The organism is Rickettsia endosymbiont of Pantilius tunicatus, assembly GCF_964291875.1.
GTDB lineage: Bacteria > Pseudomonadota > Alphaproteobacteria > Rickettsiales > Rickettsiaceae > Rickettsia.
Window position 1 is genome coordinate 346,125 of the sequence record NZ_OZ198175.1, and the last position, 18,175, is coordinate 364,299.

The following is an 18,175-nucleotide window of genomic DNA, read 5'->3' on the forward strand; positions in this document are numbered from 1 at the left end:
AATGATGTTTATAAGCAATTTTAAAAAAATAAAAGATGCTTCTACAAAAATTTCAAAAAATTTAGCCAAAGTCGAAGAGCATCATCAAAATTATCCCCATCCATTTAGAGATCCAAATCAAGAAAAAGAACGTTTGCTTACTGTTTGCGGTGAGTTTCTAGGAGAGTTAAATCATTTTTTATATAAAGGTAAAGAAAATTTTGATAATGGTTTTAGATGTCTAATAGTGGGTGGTAATGCAGGTGATTCGGCTATTTATCTTGCAGATCAGCTGAAAAATAAAAATGCTGAGATAATATATTTGGATTTAAACAGATCTAGTATGGAAGTAGTACAAAAACGTGCTGAAATACGTGGTCTTAAAAGTATCAAATGGGTTAATGACTCTATATTAAATATACCTAATTTAGAGCTTGGAAAATTTGATTATATAAATTGTACTGATGCACTTAATCATTTAGCAAATCCCGATATAGGATTAAAAAATTTAAAGGATTCTTTAAAGCCAGAAGGTGGTATGGGCTTGATGGTATAAGCAAAATATGGTCGTACCGGTGTTTATCAGATTCAAGATTTAATGAAAATGGTGAATAAAGAGGCTAGAAGCCGTGCTGAAGAGGTAATAAACGGAAAACTAATTTTAGGTAATTTGCCTGCTACTAATTGGCATAAAAGAGGTTGGGAGTTATTTCCAAATTATAAAAATTTGAGTGAAGCTGAAGTTTATGACACGTTTTTGCATAAACAAGATAAAACTTATTCTATTCCTGAATTATATAAATTTGTAGAAAATGCCAATTTAAATTTTGTTGATTATCTTGATCCGATAGAGAAAGTTTTATTAAAACCAGAAAATTACGTAAAAGATTCGTCTCTTCTGCAAAAAATTAAGAAAATGGATAAAGTAACTCAAGAAACAATTTGTGAAATACTTACTGGTAATATTAATAAACACTCCTTTTATGTATCAAATCAAAAAGACAGTGTAGCATCACTTGATAATCTTGATAATGTGCCTTATTTCTATAATATCACTAATTTTGCTAAACAAATTTATGAGTATCTAGAATCTAATGCTTCAACAATAAGTAATGTTATTAATTTTACTATTAATAATGGCGTATTAAATAATGTTAATATCTCAATGTCGATATTAGCTAATACTAAATACATATTTAAATATATGGCAGAGGAAAAAAGCTTAGGAGAGATATTTGATATAGTGCGTAAGGAGTTAAATAAAGATATAAGCAATAAAGCATTATTAAATGAAGTCAAAAATGTATTTGCCCCGCTACTTAGTACAAATATTTTGTTATTAAAGTCAAAAAGTTTATAAAGAGTATTATTGACATTTCTGAAATCTTAATTATCTTTAAGTAAATAATTTTGGAGTAAAAAAATGGCAAAAGAAATTACTATAGGGGGACAAGAACCCGAAAAACAAAATAAAGAAGAAATAAAATTTAACAATATCGGAATAAAATTAACGGAGGTTAATAATAATTTTGATAAAATAATAGAGAGCTTAAAGAAAGCAATAAGTAAAGATCCAACAAATAAAGCTCTTTTAAATGCTATGAAAGATTTCAATATTATTAGTGAAGAATTCAAAAATCATACTGAAAATGTTAAAAATAATATTGATGAAATTATCTCGTCACCTATAAAAAATTTAGCTGAACATTTAGAAAAAAATACCCCTATTGGTAAGTTACAAAAATTTGTAACTGATCAAGCAGAAAGAGCACAAGAAAAGTTACACGGTTCTATAGGTGAAAATAAGGTTCTGAAAGCTGCGTGGGGAGTTGTACTTGCTGTATGTGAAGTAATAAAGGTTACTGTTAGTGCAGTTATAAATTCTGCCATAGCCAATGGTAAGCTTGCTACAAGTGTAAAGGATTTTGGAGCAGTAGTTAGTGATTCACTTCAAAAAAGCCCAGCAACTGGTAGAGTACGTTAATTTATTTGCTGTCACCCTGTGATGGTATTGCCCGCGTGGATCGGTTTTCCAGTTGTCATCCCGCGACTTGATCGCGGGATCCAACTTAAAATACTAAAATTATTAGTACTTTTTACTTTTTTCTGGATCCCGTGGTCAAGCCACGGGATGACACCGAGAACGTTTTTTGATCCACGCAAGTAACTCCTAAGCAGTAATAGCATCTTTTTCAAGTATATATTCTACAAACATTTGTCTTATCTCAGGCTGTCTATGATTATGGAACAAGTATCTATTAAAGAAGTAACTTGTTAAACTTAAAGCTTGCCTTTTTTCTTCTGAGTTAATTTTGTCATTGTCAGATAGCAAAAATTTTGGCAAAGGTAATAATTTCTCTTTATAAGGTGCTCCTACATCATATGATACAGCTCTGCCTGATTTAGGTGATAGATAAGCTAAATCTTGTGTAGTATTGCTAACGCCGCATTTAGTGAAATCAAGTTCATAACCCATTTCAGCAAGCAGTGCCAGCTCAAAATTAATATAATCACGAAAACAAAAATGCTTTGCTAGATTATCCAGATAGTTTATTAGCAGTGAGAAAAAATTATAATGTTCTTCTCTTTCATGAAATAACTCTTTAATTAACGATATAACAGAATTAAAAGCATACAGCTTAGCTTTGTTTATAATAAAATGACCAGTGTAAGATTTGACCAGTTCACATTTGGCAATTCCGATATGCTCATGAAGTCTTGCTTGCCATAAAAAATCTACTACATTACCTCCTTGATATATAAACTTGCTTTTCTTATGTCATTGCTAAAATAAAAGGGACCAGTAAATTGCACGAAAAAGGGACCAGAGAAGTTGGTGTGACCTAATAAGGTTAATGTGCAATATTCACTAGATAATTAAGCAAGTAAATATCTAGTGATACAATGATAAGAATAAATATGTATACAACAATTATCACCCTTTATAAACAAGGCAATAGTCAAAGGAATATTGCCAAACTAACAAGAACAGACCGCAAAACAGTACGAAAAATAATAAACCGCTATGTAGAGGCTGGTACAGAATCCCCAGCAATCTATGAACGATCTTCAGTTTTGGATTTTTGGCACGAAAAAATAATTGAGTTATTAGAAAAAAATCTAAGTTACATAAGAATTTTTGAGGAGTTAAAAAATCAAGGTTATACAAGCAGTTATACTTCTTTGACCCGTTATATCAAAAAATATAAAATTAAGGATAACAGTTGCATTCGTTTTCATACTTTAGCAGGAGAGGAAGCACAAGTAGATTTTGGTGACATAGGCTTACAGTATAATTCTAAGGGGCGTAGAGTTAAAGCATATGTATTTAATATGCGTTTAAGCTATAGTCGCCTTGATTATTATGAAGTAGTGTTTGATCAAAGTTGTCAAACATGGATTCAATGTCATATCAATGCATTTAATTATTTTGCTGGTAGTCCAAAAGTAATAAAACTTGATAATCTTAAAGCTGGAGTGGTAGATGCCAATTTTTATGAGCCAGTATATCAGAAGGAATATAAGTGCTTAGCCGATCATTATGGAATTTTACTTTCTCCTTGTCGAGTTTATCAACCGCAAGAAAAAGGCAAAGTTGAGTCGGGAATAAAATACGTTAAAAATAATTTTTTTGCTGGTCGTAAATTTGATAGATATGAAGAATTAACACATGGTCTTGCAAATTGGTTAAATAAGGTCAATAGCCGAATACATGGTACTACTAAGAGAATACCTAGAGAACTGTTTGAGCAAGAGGAAAGAAGTAGTTTAATTCCTTTACCATTAGAAACTTTTGATTTGTCATCTTGGCATAATCGAAAAGTAGCAAAAGATTGTCATATTACCATAGATAATAATTATTACTCTGTACCAGCAAAATATATATACAGTGATGTAATGGTACAATTGTCCCCAAAACTTGTTCAAATATTTTCTATACAAAATGATTTAATAGCAAGACATGTTAGAACAGAGGGCAAGGGGATATTTACCACTAATCCGTCTCATTATGCCAAACACAAACGTCTATGCCCAGGTTTTATAGAATATAGTGAACATTATCAACAACAAATGCAGCAGATAGGGAATAATTGCAGTTTATTATTAGAATCATTACAACAAACAAGAGTGAATGATTGGCAACGTTGTGCCAGAGGCATCATTTCTTTACGTAAGGTTTACAATGATGACTTAATAGATAAAGCCTGTCATAGAGCACTACATTATGGTATAAGTTCTTACTCTAAAATTAAGAATATTTTAAATAGTAATGCAGTAAACTTACCATTACCAGAGTTTGGAGGTAATAATGCAGAACTTATTTAATGACCTACGAAGCTTTAGATTATCAGGTATAGTCAATAGTTTAAATGAAAGGATTATTTATGCTCAAAATAATAAACTAGGATTTAAAGAATTTCTATCACTATTATGTGAAGATGAAAAATCTAACCGTAAGGATAATAATTACCGTCGCCGTAAAAGTGCTGCTAAATTACCGGTAACTAAAAATTTAGAAGACTTTGATTTTAATTTCCAACCAAGTGTTGATGCCAAAGTAATAAGTGATTTATCAACTTGTGATTATATTAATACTAAGGGAAATGTAATATTCATAGGTGATTCAGGAACTGGGAAAACTCATCTTGCCATTGGGCTAGCATTAAAAGCTTTAACACGAGAATACTCTGTATATTTTACTACGGTATCGGATATGCTTTATAATTTACATATTGCAAGAGCAGATAATAGTTATCACAAAAAGGTTAAATTACTCCTATCGTTTGATTTATTAATTCTTGATGAGCTCGGGTTTAAGCAATTGCCAAAACATTCAGTAGAAGACTTTTTTAATATTATTGCTAAACGATATGAAAATAAATCTACCATTATTACCACAAACAAGGATTTTGAAAAATGGAATGAAATATTTGCTGATGAAGTATTAACTCATGCAATTATTGATCGAGTGGTACATCATGCTCATATACTAAACATAAAAGGTAAAAGTTATCGTATTAATAACTATAAATCTGGAGGTAATATGGCATAAAAATTTTTAAATATAGTGGTCCCTTTTTGACGTAATTTACTGGTCCCTTTCTAATTGACAATGACACTTAGAAGATTCTTTTGCCACACCTGAGTATAAACCATGATTTTTAGTAAAAACTGTAATGATAAACGTATTTTCCTTTAATGGTTTTTTGGCAATTATTACTCCTATATCTTTTATATTCATAGTTTTTTTATTACTTAATGTCACCCCGTAGCTTGCCACGGGGTCTTTTATTACAGGTTATAAGATCCCGCTACAAGCTCGCGGGATGACAGATACAGCTGTTTCTTCGCCTCGTCCGAGTTACCAGTATATACTATATTTTTATAATTTAGTTTGATTGCAGTAAATAAAGCCGCATGGTCATCATCAATATCGGCAATAAGATCTATGACTTTTTCAGGAAATTCTTTTTGTAAAGTTTTAAGCATATGATCAACTACTAACATACCATAATATTTTACACTGCTTTTTGGGTTTGTTAATATATACTCACCTTGTGCAGAAGATAAAAAATCTCGTGCATCTTCCAAATTTTCCACCTTATAAACTACACTCATTTTATTATCTCTTTTAAGTCTTTCAAGTGAGCTACTGAAGATATAAAATCGTAACTTAAATTTTCTGATTTAGAACAAATAATTTTATTAAACCCAAGTTTTTTGGCTTCTTTTATTCGTGCTTCTGCTTTGGCAGTTTTTCTTATTTCACCTGATAGGCTTATTTCACCGAAAAATACGCTATGTTCTGGTAGAGGCTTATTTGTGGCTGCGGAAATAAGGCTAGCTGCTACCGCTAAATCTGATGCAGGTTCATTTATTTTAAGACCGCCTGCGATACTTAAATATACTTCGTAACTGGCAAGATTTAGTCCTATTCTGCTACTTAATACTGCAAGTATCATTGATAGCCTGTTAACATCCCAGCCGACAGCAGAGCGTCTAGGCGTTACCATATTTGATGGCACTATTAAAGCCTGCACTTCCATAAGTAGCGGTCTTGAACCTTCAATTCCAGCAAAAATTGCAGTACCTATAACATTCTGCTCTCGCTTCATCAAAAATAATTCAGATGGGTTTGTTACCTCAATAAGCCCGCTACTGCTCATCTCAAACACTCCTATTTCTCCTACTCCGCCAAAACGATTTTTATAAGAGCGTAAAATACGGAAATGGTTATTATGATCACCTTCGAAATATAGCACAGTATCAACTAAATGCTCTAGTAATTTAGGACCAGCTAGCTGCCCATCTTTGGTTACATGACAGCTAAGTAAAATAATTATGTTATTTTGTTTAGCATAATTAACAAGCTCATGAGCACATGTACGAATTTGGGAAACAGTACCAGGGGGGAAAGATAATTCCCGTGTTGCAATTGTTTGAATAGAGTCGATAACCACTAAATCGATATTGCCTTTATTAGCCTCAAGGCTTGCTATAATATCTTCTAAATTATTAGCAGCTAAAATATTTGTTTTATCATTAACTAAATCTAACCTCAAAGCTCTTAGCTTTATCTGATCAAGCGATTCTTCACCTGTTATATATAAACATTTTATTTTTGAAGCAAAACTGCCAGCAACCAGCTGTAATAATAAAGTGGATTTCCCAATACCAGGATCGCCACCTATTAATATTGCAGAACCAAGCACAAGCCCACCACCTAGTACCCTATCTAACTCACCTATTGGCGTAGAAATACGTACCTGGTCAGTTACATTATTAGATAATTTTTCAAAATCTTGCTTACTTCCTATTTTGGCAATATTCTTATTTGAAATTACTTTCTCTTCAACAATACTACCCCATACCCCACAATCAAAGCATTGCCCCGACCATTTGGGACTAGTGTTCCCACAATTAGAACAAATATAATGCTTTTTCTCTTTGGTCATATTATTTCTCATCAAGTAAAAATAATATAGTCAATTAAGAAAATAATTTCAATTTAAGAATTTATAAACGCTAGTATAGGATAAGATTTTAAAAAACCTTATCCTGTATTCACTCGTATTATAAAGATTGGGGTTAATGCAGTTGAATTTAATTATAAGCTGTAAGAAGAAGCATCCTTATTATATATAGTAAATTAAGTTGAGGTTTGAGTATAGGGATGATATATATAAAGGAAAATGCCAAGATCATATAGTCAAGATTTTAGAAAAAGAGTTATAGGATATGTAGAAAGAGGTAATAGCTGCAATAGCACTGCGATAAGATTTGAAATAGCAGCAAACACAGTAAGGAATTGGTATAAGAGATATAAGTCCGAAGGACATTATTTAGCAAGAAGAATAGGAGGCAAAAAAGGACGGGTAACAAGTCAAGATGTTGAGTTGTACGTGAGTTCTAATCCTAATTTCACATTATTAGAAATGGGTACGTATTTTAATATGAGTTCTGTGGGTGCGTATTATTGGTTAAAGCAACTAGGTTTTAGCTATAAAAAAAAGACTTTTCCTACTTGGAAGCAAGTCAAGAAAAGCGAGATAAGTACCAAGAGGTCATAAAAGATACACCAATAGAACATCTTGTATATATTGATGAAAGTGGTATTGAGATAAATATCTGCAAAGATAGAGGATGGGGCAAAAAAAGCGAAAAACTTATTGGTAAAAAAAGCGGTAAATATTACAACAGAACAAATATCATAGCTGGTTATGTTAATAAAGAGTGTATAGCACCGATGATATTTAATGGAACATGTAATAGACAATTATTTGAAAGTTGGGTTGGAGAATTTTTAATAAAAGAGCTAAAACCTGGACAAGTTGTAGTGATGGATAACGCTGCTTTCCATAAGTCTCAAAGGACCAAAGAACTAATAGAATCAGTAGGTTGTAGGATAATATTCTTACCACCTTACTCCCCTGATCTAAATCCAATAGAGAAATTTTGGGTCAATATGAAGCGATGGATTAAAGCTACAATTACTCAATTTGATCAATTATATAATGCTTTAATTCAATTCTTTAATACGCAAACTTCAACTTAATTTACCATAGTGATTCACCGTAACTTTCTGCTTCTGATGCTCCTAAAATTGATACTTCATCATTTATAGGAGTTTTAACTTCATCTTCTCTAGAAATTTCTAGAAAACTAAATATTTCTTTTTGCTTAGTATCCATGTTTTTATGAGAAAGTAGCATTTTAACTATATTAGTTTTTTCATTAGAAAAAGCTATCGATAAAGCGGTTTCTTTACCTTTGTTTAATTCATTAATTTTAATATCTTCACGAGAAAGTAGCACTTTAACTATCTCAGGCTTATCGTTATCAACGGCTTTATGTAAAGGAGTCTTTCCTTGGTTATCTTTTTCATTTACATCAGTTTCTTTACGAAGAAGTAGCATTTTAACTATCTCAGGTCTATTACTCTTAACCGCTCCATGTAAAGGAGTATCTCCCTGCTTATCTTTTTCATTTACATCAATCTTTTCATGAAGAAGTAGCATTTCAATTATCTTATGGTTGTAACTACGTATAGCTTTACGTAAAGTAGTATCTCCATATTTATCTTTTTCATTGACATTAATATTTTCACAGGAAAGTAACATTTTAACTATCTCAGGGTTATTACTCTTAATAGCTTGATGTAAGGGAGAATTTCCTCCTAAATCTTTTGTATTAACTTCAAGATTATTATAAGAAGTTAGGAATTTAACTACCTCAGTTTTTCCCTGATCAATAGCTGCATGTAAAAGTGTATTACCATTTTCATCTTCTGCGTTAATATCAAACTCTTCAAGATTTATTAGATATCTGAATATGTCTTCATCAAAATTAACTATTACTTTATTATCTACAGATCTAGAATAGAAATCTATTTTTTCTTCCATTAATGTTCGTATGATATCATTTTTATCAAAAAATGTAGCTATAGGAAAAATCTCTTTTCCTAACTCTGTAACGTTTATAAATTGTATAAGATCATCTAATATAAATTCTATGAGTTCATATATTGTATTATCTTGACTTTCATACAATCCCAATAATATCTTACTTAATTCATTAGATATTTTAATTCCTTGATAGTTACTTAAATTTTTGGTATCTCTTTCAAAGAATGCAGCTATTAGTTCTAACTCTTTTTTATCAAAATTATCTATTTTGCCAAGCTCAATAAGCTTTCTTAAAGTTAAAGGACAGATACCTGCAATAACGCATTCTATAAGTTTAAAATTAGATTTTATATCTATCTCATTTATTTTATATAATTCTCTGCTTTCTATGTAATTTATATCAATAAAGCTAATTTGTTTGTCACTAAGCAGTTTTAAAATATTATCTTTTAATAAATCCACTGATTTTTCGTCTGGTATATCCATTAAATCTTTCAATCCTTGTAAAGGCTTATCAGGATAAAAATTACGAGCTGCTTCAAATAGCTTTTTTACCAAAGAAACTCCATCATCATCAGTCATATGACTATGCTCTGCTAAGGTACATAGTAAGTCATAATTACTTAAATAAGGTTCTATTTCTTCTTTTGTCACTATGGTAAATTAAGTTGAAGTTTGCGTATTAAAGAATTGAATTAAAGCATTATATAATTGATCAAATTGAGTAATTGTAGCTTTAATCCATCGCTTCATATTGGTCCAAAATTTCTCTATTGGATTTAGATCAGGGGAGTAAGGTGGTAAGAATATTATCCTACAACCTACTGATTCTATTAGTTCTTTGGTCCTTTGAGACTTATGGAAAGCAGCGTTATCCATCACTACAACTTGTCCAGGTTTTAGCTCTTTTATTAAAAATTCTCCAACCCAACTTTCAAATAATTGTCTATTACATGTTCCATTAAATATCATCGGTGCTATACACTCTTTATTAACATAACCAGCTATGATATTTGTTCTGTTGTAATATTTACCGCTTTTTTTACCAATAAGTTTTTCGCTTTTTTTGCCCCATCCTCTATCTTTGCAGATATTTATCTCAATACCACTTTCATCAATATATACAAGATGTTCTATTGGTGTATCTTTTATGACCTCTTGGTACTTATCTCGCTTTTCTTGACTTGCTTCCAAGTAGGAAAAGTCTTTTTTTTATAGCTAAAACCTAGTTGCTTTAACCAATAATACGCACCCACAGAACTCATATTAAAATACGTACCCATTTCTAATAATGTGAAATTAGGATTAGAACTCACGTACAACTCAACATCTTGACTTGTTACCCGTCCTTTTTTGCCTCCTATTCTTCTTGCTAAATAATGTCCTTCGGACTTATATCTCTTATACCAATTCCTTACTGTGTTTGCTGCTATTTCAAATCTTATCGCAGTGCTATTGCAGCTATTACCTCTTTCTACATATCCTATAACTCTTTTTCTAAAATCTTGACTATATGATCTTGGCATTTTCCTTTATATATATCATCCCTATACTCAAACCTCAACTTAATTTACTATAGTTACCTCTTTTCTTCCTCTTAAATTACTTTGCTGCTTTTGTAAGTTTTGAAAGTTTTGTTTGTTAAGATCTTGAAGAGAGGTTTTATACTCATTAATTAAAGCTTTTTTTTCTTCAATAGAAGTAATTTGATTTAATCTATTAAAATACTTTTTCTCTAATTCAGTACTTGAACCTATATTTTCTAGAATTTCACTTTCTATCAATTCTGTAGTTTGTTTACTTATTTTTTTTTGCTCTTCTTGGTTAAAAACTTGCCTTTTCTTTTGTTCTGCTAGTAATTGATTAATTTCTGTAATTTCTTCATCTATTTCTGGGTAATTGTCTTTTGTTTGAATTGAGTCGTTGCTTGATATTTGCTCTGCAATATGTTTAATAGCCTCTTTTTGTTTATCATATTCTAGTGGATATATATCTTGTATTATTGATTCTAAATTTCCTTCAATTATAGAATATAGTTCTTTAGCTGGTAATAAGTTAACTTTTGCTTTCATGTTAATACTTTATTAAAATTTTTGATGTATTTTAATAAATAATTATTAATTTATCAATATTCTATTAACTATTTGTGTTAAGTTAAATATAAGGTGAGTTAATTTTTAAGTTGAATTTGAAACTTAATTTAATATTATTTTTAGGAGCGATATAAGAGAGGTAATAATATTAATCAAGAAACTAGATGATGGATATATTTCAAAACCAATAATTTAGTATTTCCATATAGTTTTTCACGCAATATTTCAATATTTTCGTTTAAGTTATAATCATCTGTTTTAGCCATTTCAACGACTATTATAGCACCTGTATTGAGCCAGTTATTTTTTATAAGCAGCTTCATTACTTTCTGTACTATCTTATTATGATAAGGGGGATCAACGAAGATGAGATCAAAAGCTGTATTTGCTTTTGGCAGATTTAAGGCGTTAATATTGACGAAATTAACTTTGTCATGAATATTTAAGGTTTTGGCAAATTCTTCTGCTATTTTTAATGAAAATGCATCAATATCAATTAAAGTAGCAAAACCTGCTCCCCTTGATAGACTCTCAAAAGCAAGGCTACCGCTACCGGCAAATAAATCCAGCACCTTAATATTTTCATTAAATAATTTATTACCTATAAACTCACCGGAAGTTAATATACTAAATATTGCTTCCCTGAGTTTACCGGTAGAGGGACGGTATTTTATATTTTTAGCAATAGGTATTTTTTGGTTTTGAAATTTACCTGTTATTATTTTTAACACTTGTATAATTTTTTAGTTACTTCTCGATATTCACTCGGCTTAAGATTATCTAGTTTAAAATCACCATACTCAGTTCTAATTAGCTTATTAACTTTTAATCCAAAATGCTCGAATATTCTTCTAATTTCCCGATTTTTGCCCTCAAATAAGACCACCTCAAACCAAGCATTACTAGAGCTCTTCCTAAACTCTACTTCTAAAGGTAATTTGTGCGTCAATCCGGTACTCGCATCCTCACGTACTTTTTTGTACGCTGCGGTGCTGCGTTCCGTGTTTCCTGCAAATTTCTCTCTATAAGCGAATTTAGAAAGAGCTCTAGAGCTCTTTTTAATCAACTTTATTGATTGCGGATTATAAAATATTCCGTCAATTTCTAAGTTTTTATAATTACTTTTTAATAGAGGATCAGGATTTCCATAAGCTCTAACATGATATACTCGTTTTAACTTGCTTGAGGGTAACTCAAACTGCCGAGCTAAATCGCCATTATTGTTAGTAATAATAAACCCTCGCTATTTAGATCTAACCTACCTATCGAAATGACACGCGGTAACCCAGTTAATTGTTCGAATACAGTTTTACGAGATAGTGGATCTTTATGAGTAGTAATTAAACCAACAGGCTTGTAGTAAATCCATAGCCTTGATTTTTGAGAAGAGGTAATTAATGAACCTGATACCTCAATTTGATTGTCAATATTAACATTTGTAGCGGGCGACGTAACTGTAATGCCGTCTACTTTTACTTGTCCGTCAAGAATTAGTTTTTCGGCATCTCGCCTAGAACAAACTCCTGCATTACTAATTAATTTGGCTAACCTTTGCACTTTATTATTTTTTTATGCTGAATTTAGTTTGGCTCATGATTTTGCTGCCACGCAACAAATAATCTAATTTACGGCTAGCTTATATTTTAAATTAACCAGTTTTATATGACAGTTAATACTACATTTATTGTTTGCTTCCTTAGTGGAAGAAGGTTTTTTAGAGCTTTTAGCCAAGGTTTTATTAGAAGGTTTATTTACATTTTTCAAAAACTTTTCTGTTTCAGCATGTAAATATTCTATTTTTACTTTAGCTAAACCTTGCTTTTTAAAGGATAAAACTTCTGCTGCTTTTGCGGATACATCTATTATACGATTTGGCTTAAAAGGTCCACGATCATTAACCATTAAAATTACTGATTTATTGTTAGCTTTGTTAGTGACTTTAACTAAACATGGAAGAGGAAGAGTTTTATGAGCAGCTGTTAATAAATTTTTATTAAACATATCCCCATTAGCAGTTTTTTTACCATGGAATTTGTCACCACCTCCACCGTACCAAGAAGCGTAGCCTGTTTCAGTAAAGCTTTTTGGAGCATTAGGTTTATAAGTTTTACCCTTTATTTTATATTGGTTACCAACCTTATAATATCCCTTATATACTAAATTATGAGGATCGTCTTTTGAGAGTTCTTTATGTGAATGCTTACGAGAACATGGTAGCTTTTTTGAATTATTACAACCACTTAAGAAAAAACAATAAAATATTAATAAAATTAGTAAACTATACTTACGATTCATCATCACTATCAGTATTACTATTTAAATTATCTGCTATTTTAGCATAACACACAACTTTTTCAACACCTTTTATTTTTGAGGCAAGATCAGCAAAGTTTTCTAGCTCTTCTTCTGACCTTGCAACTCCAAATAAATAAACCACGTTATCTACTGTTAAAACAGTATAATTAGCAAATTTAATATCTTTTCTGACTAGATTTTTAGCTTTAATCTGTGCTGTTATCATACTATCTCTAGTATATTGTGCTAAATCGAAGTGATTACTATTTTTACTTACCTTTAACTCATTAATTACTTCAGTTACGCCTTTTTGATTCCAAGCAATCTCTAATGCCTTTAACGCATCTTCCTCTTTCTGAATATTTCCTGTTAACAGTACTCTACCTTCAGACACTTCAACTTTGATTTTAGCACCTAACTCTTTAAAATTATTTTTTACTAGACCAGCTTTAATACCAGCTGAAATTCTTGAATCATTTAATGTTCCAGATATTGGCTGATCTTTTGAAGCAACAATACCAGTAGTAGTTGCTGCGGTAAAGATAGCAGGCAGACAGCCTGAAAGATTAAAGGCTAGAGCTATGAAAACTAAAATTCTTAACATAGTATTACTAATAAATGAAAAGTTGGTGGACAAGTATACCTTTAATACTTCAAGATTTGGCAAGCCAAATTTCGGAATTCGTATTTGCGGTATATATAACTATATTTTACTATCGGGCAACTTATTTTTCAATAGCAGAGGCAGTTGAAGTAAAATGAATACAAAAGTAATCGGCACTACGCCGAATACTTTAAACTTAACCCATGTTTCATCTGAGAAATTACGCCAAACTATTTCGTTAACTATAGCCATGACAAAGAAAAAAGTTGCTGTTCTATAGCTTAAAGTTATCCAGCTTTCTTCTTTAAGGCGGATTATGCTTTCTAAAGCGTATTTAATAAAAGGATTTTTCTTTATACCGCTTGTAAGGAAAATTATTCCAAAAATAACATATAATATAGTTGGCTTGATTTTTATATACATTGAATCACCACTAATTAAAGTTATAATACCCGAAACAAGTAATACAGCTGTAGAAATAATGGAAAGCTTCGACACTTTTTTGTCTATAATATAACAAAGGGTAATACAAATAACAGAAGTAATAAGCATATAAAGGGTAGCACTTTGTATACCGCCACCATAAAAAAATCCTGCAAAGAATGCTACTACTGGACCAATTTCTGATAAAAGTTTAAACATATTTTGATATTTCTTAACTTATTTGTTGTGTATTTTCTTTTGGTAATGGTGCTAAGGTATTTTTAGAGTACCTTAGTCGCACTTGTATAAAAATATTTATTAATAATATAGTGGTAAAGTAAGCAAGTACTTGTAAACCATTAGGTCTTGCAATATAACCAGTAACAATATGTAAAATTTTACCTATCATACTTCTATCTGCTACTAACCAAGAGCTATCCCAAACTTGATCAGATAAGAACATAACTAAACCAGATGAGGTTAAAATTCCTGCCGCACTCGCTGCAAAACCACCTGCGATCAACATTAATAATATAGTAGAGATTTTAAAAATATATTTTTGATTAGCTATTTTAATTAAACCGAAATATATTATTAGACCGAGTAGAAAGCCGCTTGTAGCACCTATGATTAAGCCTTGTATATAATGACTACTTGTTATCGTTTCTACTGATGAAATACTATATACTAAAATAATAATTTCTGCACCTTCTCGTAATATAGTGCTAGCAACTAAAAAAACTAACATTAAATAGCTGGAATTACCTTCATGAATTTTTGTTGAGATATTGTTTATATGCTGCTTTACTTTTGTTCCATAGCCTTGCATCCATATTATTGTCCAGCTAAGTAAAATAGTGATTAATATCATAATTCCGGAGTCGAATAATTCATCCCCCATACCGCCGAAAGATAAAGATAACTTACGAGTAAAAAAGGCAAAAATTGAAGCGGATACTACCCCAAGCATTCCACCAGCAATAATATAAATACGTGATTTTTCTATATGCTTTGTTACTGCAAGTATTATACCAACTAACAAAGATATTTCTAAACATTCACGAAATACTATTAAAGCAATTTTAAACATATTTTTACTTAATCCTTAACAATTAAAAACCCTTGTGCTGTATCTTGGTGAAAATCTCCAAAAAAATCATATTTTCCCGGCTTTAAAGGAGCAAGTATAATTTTTATAGAATCATGTGGCATCACGATTTTTTCCCGATGTAAATCATGACTTTCAAATTCTTCTACAGTATCATCTTCATTATGAATAACTAGCTTTATTTTAGTAGATTTTGGCACTTCTACTATGTCTGGAACAAATTTATGATCCTTTATAACTATTTTTATTTCTAATATCTCATCATTATTGTTAGAATTTTTATTTGCTGAAATAAAAAAAACTATTCCTGCTATTAATAAAAATATTAAACTTGCCAATATAATAATATTTTTATTCTTTTGATTCGTTTGCATATTAAACTCCCAGCTTAAATAAAGTTTAAAACAAATTTTTGTTTATAAAATTTTTAACGTTCTCACATATCAATTAAATTTTGTATCTTTAATAATTATAAAATTCACCCTGCAAATTTTATTAAAGCTACAAGATATACAATTATTATCATAATGACAAGCACAGATAATAAAATATAATTTTTTTGTTTTTTAATATCAGATATTTTACGTTGTTTCATATTTATTATTTAAAATCATTAATTTCAAGCATTAGATATTCATTTAAAGGTAATGATTCCTGTGAAATTATCTTATTTATATTAGAACCTAATGCCTTAAAAGTCTGTCCTTTAGCAATAACAGTTCGAGTACCTACTGGTACTTTACCTTGCAAAGCATAAGAAAAAATTAGAGGATAGGTAATATCACCAATTTTCATATCAACTTTTTGCCCCTTAGTTTTTGAGTCATATAACACTTCGCCATTTGCAAGGCGAGTAATCTTAGCATTAAAAGCTATTTTTTCACCGCATAATAAAGGAATACGATAAGCTATTTCATTATCATAAATTTTAACTTCATTACTTTTAATAAAATTTTGTGGCAATATAGATTTAAGCATGACATTAACTCTATATGCACTGTCGGCATTATCATTATTAGCACCGACACTAGCAGCGTATTTAGCAGGAATAATAGCTTCTCTTGCTTGCCCTACATTCATCCCTACTATTACGTTATCAAGACCAGGCATTACAGCACCTGAACCTATGGTAAAAGTTTTAGTATCTTCTGATATTAAATTATTACTCATATCCGATATTTGGTAAAATACTGTAACTACATGACCACAAGAAGCAGGTCCAACATTACCAGTACCGATAGTATTAATTTTAAATAGAGAAGTTATTAAGTCTTTATGTACAGGAATGGTATAATCTTTAGTATCTATAGGTTTATTTAGCGGCTGCAAAATATTTTCAAAAAACGCTTTACCTTCCTCAGTTTTAAGAGCATTAATTACTATTTTGGAAATTGTTCGTTCAAATAAATTGCCATTTAAAGAGACAGGAGGGTCGTTATTAATACTAACTTGATTTTCGTCATTAGTAGAGTTATTTACGCTTGCTTGTTCTACAATCGTAGCATTATCATCAGAAGAGAGTTTTAACTTTGCTATGTTATAAAGTACTAAAGCTACAATTATTAAAGATAGAAGTTTTTGCATACTAATAATATTATTATTACAATTAAATTTACTATAACAATCAATTATTTAATAATCAAATGAGAATAAAAATAATTTGATTAATATGAATAATTGTTTTAATTTGATTATAGTATAAATCGGAAGTCGTCATTGCGAGGTGGCATTGCCTACGTGGATCATTCTCCCCTGTCATCCCGTGATTTATGAACTAGAACCAGTTAAAAATAATAAAATCAGTATTTTTTATTATTTTCTGGATCTAGTTCCCAAGCCACGGTATGACTACCTTAGGGCGTTTTCCGATCCACGCGGGCAATGCCTTGCGAGGAGAGTAGCGACGAAGCAATCTCATGAAAGAAATATAAAATTCCTAAGATTGCCGCATCGATGCTACGCATCATCTCGTAATGACGAAAGATAACAAAAAATAAAGTGGTGAAAAGTGAAAAAGTTTATATTTTGTTTTTTATGTTTCTGGACATTAAATATATTTGCAGCTTCCAAAGGCTATCCTAATAAGCTTAATCGTTGTAAAATTACAAGAAATATATTTAATGATTATGAACCAAAAGTTTTTGAGCCTACCAATAATTTATTACGTAAAACAGGACAGATATCTAGGTTTTATGGTGAAAAAATCATAATTAAAGGAATAGTACTGGATCAAAATTGTGTGCCAGTTGCAGATGCTAAAGTTTATTTATGGCAAGCAGGTAGCGGTGGTAAATATCCTTATGAACCTTTAAAAACACGTGTTGATAAAAGGAGATTTACCGGTAAAAAGGATTCTAGCTTCACTGGTAGCGGCACTGCTACTACTAATAATAAAGGGGAATATTACTTTGTCAGCATGTTACCTTATAAATCTGCTGGTAATTTAAAAAGTGTCAATATAAGGGTAGAGCATGCAGATCTTAAAACATTAGATACACGTTTAGACTTATCTAATAAAAATATATGTAGCAATGAATGTGGTGAGATTAATCCTGCTTTGGTTGAGTCTCAACAACATCTGAAATCATTTTGTTTTGACTTAGTATTACAAGGTACGACATTGAAGAGGTATTAGTGTTATTCTCGCATAGGCGGGAATCCAGTATATAATAAGTTTTTAAAACTAAAAAATTTAGTTTATCCCGCTTTTTCCTGGATTCCTGCTTTTGCGGGAATGACATTCACCGGTGGTTCTAAAGGTTTTTTT

General features: G+C 30.7%; 19 protein-coding genes and 4 pseudogenes. 7 read left to right on the forward strand and 16 right to left on the reverse strand.

Annotated elements, in window-relative coordinates; genetic code table 11:
- Nucleotides 1–4: 4 nt before the first annotated feature.
- Nucleotides 5–1,339: pseudogene (locus tag ACICQC_RS02040) on the forward strand (class I SAM-dependent methyltransferase).
- 63 nt (nucleotides 1,340–1,402) lie between these two features.
- On the forward strand, nucleotides 1,403–1,963 hold the full coding sequence (locus ACICQC_RS02045; RefSeq protein WP_395477215.1) for a hypothetical protein: 561 nt from the start codon (nucleotides 1,403–1,405) through the stop codon (nucleotides 1,961–1,963).
- Between the two features lie 186 nt (nucleotides 1,964–2,149).
- Here ACICQC_RS02045 and recO read toward each other — a convergent pair.
- Nucleotides 2,150–2,755, reverse strand: a pseudogene (gene recO / locus ACICQC_RS02055) (DNA repair protein RecO); the annotation flags it as partial.
- Between the two features lie 143 nt (nucleotides 2,756–2,898).
- Between recO and istA the strand changes: the two are divergent.
- Both istA and istB read left to right on the forward strand, forming a co-directional pair.
- Complete coding sequence (gene istA / locus ACICQC_RS02060; protein ID WP_395476243.1) at nucleotides 2,899–4,305, forward strand: IS21 family transposase; 1,407 nt, start codon at nucleotides 2,899–2,901, stop codon at nucleotides 4,303–4,305.
- Nucleotides 4,289–5,032, forward strand: coding sequence for an IS21-like element helper ATPase IstB (gene istB / locus ACICQC_RS02065; protein WP_341790851.1), 744 nt, complete (start codon nucleotides 4,289–4,291; stop codon nucleotides 5,030–5,032). Before istA ends, istB begins: the two co-directional genes overlap by 17 nt.
- A 66-nt stretch (nucleotides 5,033–5,098) precedes the next feature.
- On the opposite strand, the pseudogene ACICQC_RS02070 reads toward istB, so the two are convergent.
- The 3 genes and pseudogenes from ACICQC_RS02070 to radA all read right to left on the reverse strand — a co-directional run.
- A pseudogene (locus ACICQC_RS02070) lies at nucleotides 5,099–5,221 on the reverse strand (recombination protein O N-terminal domain-containing protein); the annotation flags it as partial.
- Between the two features lie 50 nt (nucleotides 5,222–5,271).
- Nucleotides 5,272–5,598 (reverse strand): hypothetical protein, encoded by a 327-nt coding sequence (locus ACICQC_RS02075; RefSeq protein ID WP_395477216.1) that lies wholly within the window; start codon nucleotides 5,596–5,598, stop codon nucleotides 5,272–5,274.
- Entirely contained in the window at nucleotides 5,595–6,935 is a 1,341-nt protein-coding gene (gene radA / locus ACICQC_RS02080) for a DNA repair protein RadA (RefSeq protein WP_395477217.1), read from the reverse strand. The genes ACICQC_RS02075 and radA overlap by 4 nt, the downstream gene beginning before the upstream one ends.
- 237 nt (nucleotides 6,936–7,172) lie before the next feature.
- Between radA and ACICQC_RS02085 the strand changes: the two genes are divergently transcribed.
- Together ACICQC_RS02085 and ACICQC_RS02090 are read left to right on the forward strand one after the other, a co-directional pair.
- On the forward strand, nucleotides 7,173–7,550 hold the full coding sequence (locus ACICQC_RS02085) for an IS630 transposase-related protein (protein ID WP_395476240.1): 378 nt from the start codon (nucleotides 7,173–7,175) through the stop codon (nucleotides 7,548–7,550).
- Entirely contained in the window at nucleotides 7,505–8,035 is a 531-nt protein-coding gene (locus ACICQC_RS02090; protein WP_395476458.1) for an IS630 family transposase, read from the forward strand. Before ACICQC_RS02085 ends, ACICQC_RS02090 begins: the two co-directional genes overlap by 46 nt.
- A 1-nt stretch (nucleotide 8,036) precedes the next feature.
- Here the strand turns inward: ACICQC_RS02090 and ACICQC_RS02095 are convergent, their stop codons facing one another.
- From ACICQC_RS02095 to ACICQC_RS02150, 12 genes and pseudogenes are all read right to left on the reverse strand, one after another.
- A complete protein-coding gene (locus tag ACICQC_RS02095) occupies nucleotides 8,037–9,539 on the reverse strand; it encodes an ankyrin repeat domain-containing protein (protein ID WP_395477218.1) in 1,503 nt (500 codons plus the stop codon).
- Nucleotides 9,540–9,548: 9 nt separating this feature from the next.
- The gene (locus ACICQC_RS02100; RefSeq protein ID WP_395476334.1) at nucleotides 9,549–10,079 is read right to left on the reverse strand and encodes an IS630 family transposase; all 531 of its coding nucleotides are present in this window, start codon (nucleotides 10,077–10,079) and stop codon (nucleotides 9,549–9,551) included.
- The gene (locus ACICQC_RS02105) at nucleotides 10,034–10,411 is read right to left on the reverse strand and encodes an IS630 transposase-related protein (protein WP_395476240.1); all 378 of its coding nucleotides are present in this window, start codon (nucleotides 10,409–10,411) and stop codon (nucleotides 10,034–10,036) included. Before ACICQC_RS02105 ends, ACICQC_RS02100 begins: the two co-directional genes overlap by 46 nt.
- A gap of 39 nt (nucleotides 10,412–10,450) precedes the next feature.
- A complete protein-coding gene (locus tag ACICQC_RS02110; RefSeq protein WP_395477219.1) occupies nucleotides 10,451–10,957 on the reverse strand; it encodes a hypothetical protein in 507 nt (168 codons plus the stop codon).
- A 173-nt stretch (nucleotides 10,958–11,130) separates the two neighbouring features.
- Entirely contained in the window at nucleotides 11,131–11,709 is a 579-nt protein-coding gene (gene rsmD, locus ACICQC_RS02115) for a 16S rRNA (guanine(966)-N(2))-methyltransferase RsmD (RefSeq protein WP_395477220.1), read from the reverse strand.
- Nucleotides 11,703–12,535: pseudogene (locus ACICQC_RS02120) on the reverse strand (pseudouridine synthase). Before ACICQC_RS02120 ends, rsmD begins: the two are co-directional and overlap by 7 nt.
- Nucleotides 12,536–12,598: 63 nt before the next feature.
- Entirely contained in the window at nucleotides 12,599–13,276 is a 678-nt protein-coding gene (locus tag ACICQC_RS02125; protein ID WP_395477221.1) for a septal ring lytic transglycosylase RlpA family protein, read from the reverse strand.
- Nucleotides 13,263–13,877, reverse strand: a complete 615-nt coding sequence (locus ACICQC_RS02130; RefSeq protein WP_395477775.1) for a BON domain-containing protein — start codon at nucleotides 13,875–13,877, stop codon at nucleotides 13,263–13,265. Before ACICQC_RS02130 ends, ACICQC_RS02125 begins: the two co-directional genes overlap by 14 nt.
- 99 nt (nucleotides 13,878–13,976) lie before the next feature.
- A complete protein-coding gene (locus ACICQC_RS02135) occupies nucleotides 13,977–14,519 on the reverse strand; it encodes a septation protein A (RefSeq protein ID WP_395477222.1) in 543 nt (180 codons plus the stop codon).
- Nucleotides 14,520–14,532: 13 nt separating this feature from the next.
- On the reverse strand, nucleotides 14,533–15,390 hold the full coding sequence (locus tag ACICQC_RS02140; protein ID WP_395477223.1) for an FTR1 family protein: 858 nt from the start codon (nucleotides 15,388–15,390) through the stop codon (nucleotides 14,533–14,535).
- Nucleotides 15,391–15,398: 8 nt separating this feature from the next.
- A complete protein-coding gene (locus ACICQC_RS02145) occupies nucleotides 15,399–15,782 on the reverse strand; it encodes a cupredoxin domain-containing protein (RefSeq protein WP_395477224.1) in 384 nt (127 codons plus the stop codon).
- A 226-nt stretch (nucleotides 15,783–16,008) separates the two neighbouring features.
- Entirely contained in the window at nucleotides 16,009–16,992 is a 984-nt protein-coding gene (locus ACICQC_RS02150; RefSeq protein WP_395477225.1) for an FKBP-type peptidyl-prolyl cis-trans isomerase, read from the reverse strand.
- 424 nt (nucleotides 16,993–17,416) lie between these two features.
- Here ACICQC_RS02150 and ACICQC_RS02155 point away from each other — a divergent pair, with 424 nt between their 5' ends.
- The gene (locus ACICQC_RS02155; protein ID WP_395477226.1) at nucleotides 17,417–18,043 is read left to right on the forward strand and encodes a dioxygenase; all 627 of its coding nucleotides are present in this window, start codon (nucleotides 17,417–17,419) and stop codon (nucleotides 18,041–18,043) included.
- The last annotated feature ends 132 nt before the right edge of the window (nucleotides 18,044–18,175 follow it).